Origin of the sequence: Pseudomonas sp. HR1 (assembly GCF_030175875.1) — a bacterium.
Taxonomy (GTDB): Bacteria; Pseudomonadota; Gammaproteobacteria; order Pseudomonadales; family Pseudomonadaceae; genus Chryseomonas; species Chryseomonas oryzihabitans.
In genome coordinates, this window is the sequence record NZ_JASNRF010000044.1 from 1 (window position 1) to 868 (window position 868).

2 protein-coding genes are annotated in these 868 nt (G+C 59.7%); both read left to right on the plus strand.

Annotation, left to right across the window (positions count from 1 at the left end):
• Positions 1–514, plus strand: a 514-nt coding sequence (locus QKY98_RS23485) for a CopD family protein (RefSeq protein ID WP_284671687.1), incomplete at its 5' end; no start/stop codon positions are given.
• Positions 515–569: 55 nt separating this feature from the next.
• Positions 570–868: response regulator (locus QKY98_RS23490; protein ID WP_284671688.1), on the plus strand; the 299-nt coding region annotated here is incomplete at its 3' end.

Sequence of the window (868 nt, forward strand, 5' to 3'; positions counted from 1 at the left end):
CGGCGCCATGGACGAAGGCTCCCGCCGCTTCTGGCACTTCAGCGCAGACATACTTCACCTATGGGCCTCCAGTGGCTGGTTCGGCGCGCTGGTGGCTTTTGCCTTATTGCTACGGCCCAGCAAAGTGGAAACGCGGGCGTCAGTCCAGATCCTATCGCGCACGCTTACCGGCTTCGAGCGAGCCGGGGCGGTGATCGTGGTGCTGATCGTCTTCACAGGTGTGATGAACTATCTGCTCATCGTCGGACCCCAAATCAGGGGACTGGCGCAAAGCACCTATGGCCTGCTGCTGCTGGGAAAGCTGGGCCTTTTCGGCGTGATGATCGGGCTGGCTTCGGCCAACCGCTTTCTCTTGAGCCCGGCATTGGAGCAAGCAGTCCACCAAGGCGATTACACGCGTGCGGCACGGTCTATTCGCTACAGCATGGCCTTAGAACTGGGTTCCGCCATTTTGGTGCTTGGGTTGATTGCTTGGCTTGGTACGCTATCTCCCGAGATGGAAGCGGGGATGTGAGTTTGCCTGGCCCCGTAGTGCCGTCCCGAAAAGATCGTGTAGCCGAGGATGGAGCATGAAGCTGCTGGTAGCTGAAGACGAACCCAAGACCGGAATCTATCTGCAGCAGGGCCTCCGAGAGGCTGGCTTCACGGTAGATCGAGTGGTCACCGGAACGGATGCCATCGATCAGATGCAGACTGAAGCCTATGACCTGCTGATTCTCGACGTGATGATGCCCGGCCTCGATGGTTGGGGGGTGGTCACACGCCTGCGTGCTGCCGGTCAGTCGGTACCGGTGCTGTTTCTGACGGCACGGGATGGCGTGGATGACCGAGTCAAAGGATTAGAGCTGGGCGCCGATGACTACCTGGT